Raw genomic sequence first — 3,505 nt, 5'->3', positions numbered from 1 at the left:
AGTCCGCTATAATAAATAAAACTATCACTTATTTACTAAAGCGTTTCCTCCCTTCGTATTATATAATTATTACTCACAAACAAGAACTTTTATCTTTGTAGATATTTCTGGGTATATTTTAATTTCTACGTCATAAGTTCCTAATAATTTTATTGTGTCTGTTACTATTTTCTTTTTATCAATATCTAAATTACATTGTTCATTCAATGCCAATGCTATATCTTTAGTTGTAATTGCTCCAAAAAGTTTTCCGTTTTCTCCTGCTTTCATAACCATTTTTATAACTTTATCCTTAAGGCTATTGGCCAATTCCTGCGCCTTTTCAATTTCAGAAGTTTTCTTTTTTCTTTCATTTTCATCTTTTCTATTTTGTATATGCATATTTGAATCTGTAGCTTCCTCTGCAAGTTTCCTCGGAAATAAAAAATTCCTAGCATATCCGTCTGCGGCGTTTATAACATCACCTTTTTTACCTACACTCTTAATATCTTTTAATAATATAACTTTCATTATTATTCAACCTCCTTTAAGTATTTATCTATAGCATTATTTAATTTAACTACTACTTCTTCAATTTTCAGAGAAGTAAACTTAGTACCGGCCATAGTCATATGTCCACCACCACCTAAATCCTCAAGTATTAACTGTACATTTATTTTACCAAGAGACCTTCCACTAATGAATACCTCATCTCCTATTTTAACAATTACAAATGAAGCTGCGATACCAGTAATATTTAAAAGTTCATCTGCCGCCTGAGCTGCGAGTACAGTGTCTTCTATTGTTTTTGGACACACTGCTATGGCAATTTCGTTTTGAATTTTTGCTGACCTTATAATATCAGCTCTTTTTAGATAAACATTCAAATCATCAGAAAACATTTTTTTAACATCCAAACTATCTGCACCATGACGTCTTAAAAATGCTGCAGCTTCAAAGGTCCTAACTCCTGTTTTAAAATAAAAATTCTTTGTATCCACACATATTCCTGCCAAAAGGCTTACAGCTTCTATACGTTTGAGTTTTGGCTTATCTACCATATATTGTATCATTTCGGTAACTAATTCAGCAGTAGATGATGCATAAGGTTCCATATAGCTAACAACTGCTCCTTGTATAAAATCCTGTGACTTTCTATGATGGTCAATTATAACTACTTTTTCTACCTCTTTAACTATTTCGAAATTTTGCACATAACTTTCATTATGAACATCTACCAATATAAGCAGGTTATTTAATTTTTTAACACTTTTAAATTTTTCACTTGTTATAAAAGTATTTTTATAATCTCCATCTTCTGATAATATATCCATCATACTTTTGATGCCACTACTTATTCCTTCTAGAATTATATAACACTCTTTATTTAAATTTTTGATAACACTATATATCCCTATGGCAGAACCTAAACAATCAGCGTCAGGATTTTTGTGACCCATAATAAAAACTACGTCACTCTCATTTACTAAATCCATTACTACATGAGCAATAACCCTCGCTCGAACTTTAGTTCTTTTTTCTACTTCTTTTGTTTTTCCTCCGAAGAAAGATAATTTTTCACCTTTTTTCACTACGACCTGGTCTCCACCCCTACCCAATGCAAGTTCCTTAGCCGATGTAGCAAATTCAAAGTTCTTAAGGGGTGTATCCTCTCCTCTTCCTACTCCTATACTAAGAGTAACTGCAAGTTTGTTTCCATTACTTATTTCACGAACATTATCTAGTATATCGAATTTCTTTTCTATTTCTTTTTCAATATACTTATCTTGAACTATAATAACATATTTATTTGAAGTGTATTTTTTAACCACAGCATTTACACTCTGTCCATAGCTGTTTATTGCTCTTTCAATATCCGCTATAAGGAGTGGCGCTTTATCTTCTTCTGTAGTCTTTACAACATCATCAAGGTTATCTACCTCTACTAGCATAACACTTTCTCTATTACCGTTGATACCTTTTATTAGATTCGTTTTTTCTGTTGTATCGTAAAAATATAAAAGCATGATCTTATCTTTAATATTTTTATTTTCATTTGTATCCACAATATTAGTATAAACTTCATAAAAATTTTCTCTTATCTTAACATTTGGGAATATATTTTTTTTACCTTCTAAAACTTGTTTTAGATTGAGTTCCTTAATTATATCTTTAATGTTTTTATTTAAAAGATCTTCTCCTTCAAGCATTGTAGTCACACTTTGATTATACCATAGAATGTTTCCTGTATACCCTATTATTAATAATGGAAAAGGAAGCTTTACTAAAGTACTTGTGGTTGCTATATCAAGTTTAGATGAAAAATTTTCAATAAATTTTTTCCATTCACCTTTTTTAACCTTTGAATTGTAAATATTGTACACTACGAGAATTGCATATAATCCAAGTGTTAGCATTCCCGCTTCAATGTGTCCATAATAAAATATTATACATATGAGCAGGGCCATGGTCACCATATATATTTTATTATTAACACTAAAATTATTATATTTGTTATCCATAATTAGCCCCCATTATTTTCTTTTAATTCTATAAGGGTCAAGCTTTCTAAAGTCAAAAGCCATTTCCATAAGTCCTATTGAGAAGTAAACACTATATAGCTGGGTAAACATTAATAGTCCTAAGATTAATACTACTACTATTTTAGATAAGTTTCTTTTAACTCTTAAAAAATATATACTTGCAGCTATTCCATTTATAATAAATACCCACAGCGTAAGAAACTGAGAAGCCTCAAATATGTAGTTTCCGCCTGGTATATCTTTAGATGAAAGTATTATACCTATACATACAGTTCCTATGAGTACAGCTCCTATTATGTTGTTAACACAAAATTTGCTAAAAGGTAAAATTGCCTTCATTCTGTAATTTAGCTTGTTTAGTACCGCACTAGATACAATATAATTCAAATAAGCTGATATAAGAGCTACAAGAAAAATAACTGCAGGGATTACTATCAATATAGAATTAACATCTAGACCTTTTATTATCTCAAAGTTTCTATCTAAAATCTCCAACTGTTTTTGGGTTATTCCTGATTGCGTATAAATTGCTTTTAATTCTAGTAAAGATCCATTCATGGATTGTTTCAAAAACTCTAATTTATTGATAAGAAAATTCATAAAACTTATTTTTTCTATAAATAACATCGAAAAAGCTACCGTTAATATATTAGATATAGCGCAACTAATAGCTAAAAACAATAACGTTATAGATGCCTTTTTTTTTCTTCTAACACAATAACCAAGCTCAATACCTACAATACTACAAGTTATAGCTGAGTATATTGCTATTATTGGATTATAGACTAAAGACGTTAAAATGATACTTAAAAATATAACCGTGATTGTTATTTTATAATTATGCCTTATATAGAGTATTGCCACAGGAGTTGGTAATATTAAAGTTCCTATAACTGATACAATCGGCAAGTATCCTGTTATAACCATTATCACTGAAATTATAACAGCTATAAGCGAAGCCTCTACAATCGCCCTTGTACTAA

The 3,505-nt window shown here is 29.8% G+C and carries 3 protein-coding genes; all 3 read right to left on the bottom strand.

Going from position 1 to position 3,505, the window contains the following annotated elements; all coding sequences use genetic code 11:
• Positions 1-69: 69 nt before the first annotated feature.
• The gene (gene rplI / locus ACJAX4_RS22960) at positions 70-510 is read right to left on the bottom strand and encodes a 50S ribosomal protein L9 (RefSeq protein WP_435791762.1); all 441 of its coding nucleotides are present in this window, start codon (positions 508-510) and stop codon (positions 70-72) included.
• 2 nt (positions 511-512) lie between these two features.
• Positions 513-2,501: a DHH family phosphoesterase gene (locus ACJAX4_RS22955; protein ID WP_435791761.1), complete on the bottom strand. Its 1,989-nt coding sequence runs from the start codon at positions 2,499-2,501 to the stop codon at positions 513-515.
• Positions 2,502-2,513: 12 nt separating this feature from the next.
• The coding region (locus ACJAX4_RS22950; RefSeq protein ID WP_435791760.1) for a DUF2232 domain-containing protein at positions 2,514-3,505 on the bottom strand (992 nt) is incomplete at its 5' end.

Origin of the sequence: Clostridium sp. (assembly GCF_051278035.1) — a bacterium.
Classification (GTDB): domain Bacteria; phylum Bacillota; class Clostridia; order Clostridiales; family Clostridiaceae; genus Clostridium_AD.
The sequence above is the reverse complement of the archived record's forward strand: the minus strand, read 5'-3'. Positions and strand labels throughout refer to the sequence as shown.

Excerpts from the sequence above, each read along its gene's own strand:
- ACJAX4_RS22955 (WP_435791761.1), bottom strand. The coding sequence starts at position 2,501 with ATGGATAACAAATATAATAATTTTAGTGTTAATAATAAAATATATATG.
- rplI (WP_435791762.1), bottom strand. The coding sequence starts at position 510 with ATGAAAGTTATATTATTAAAAGATATTAAGAGTGTAGGTAAAAAAGGT.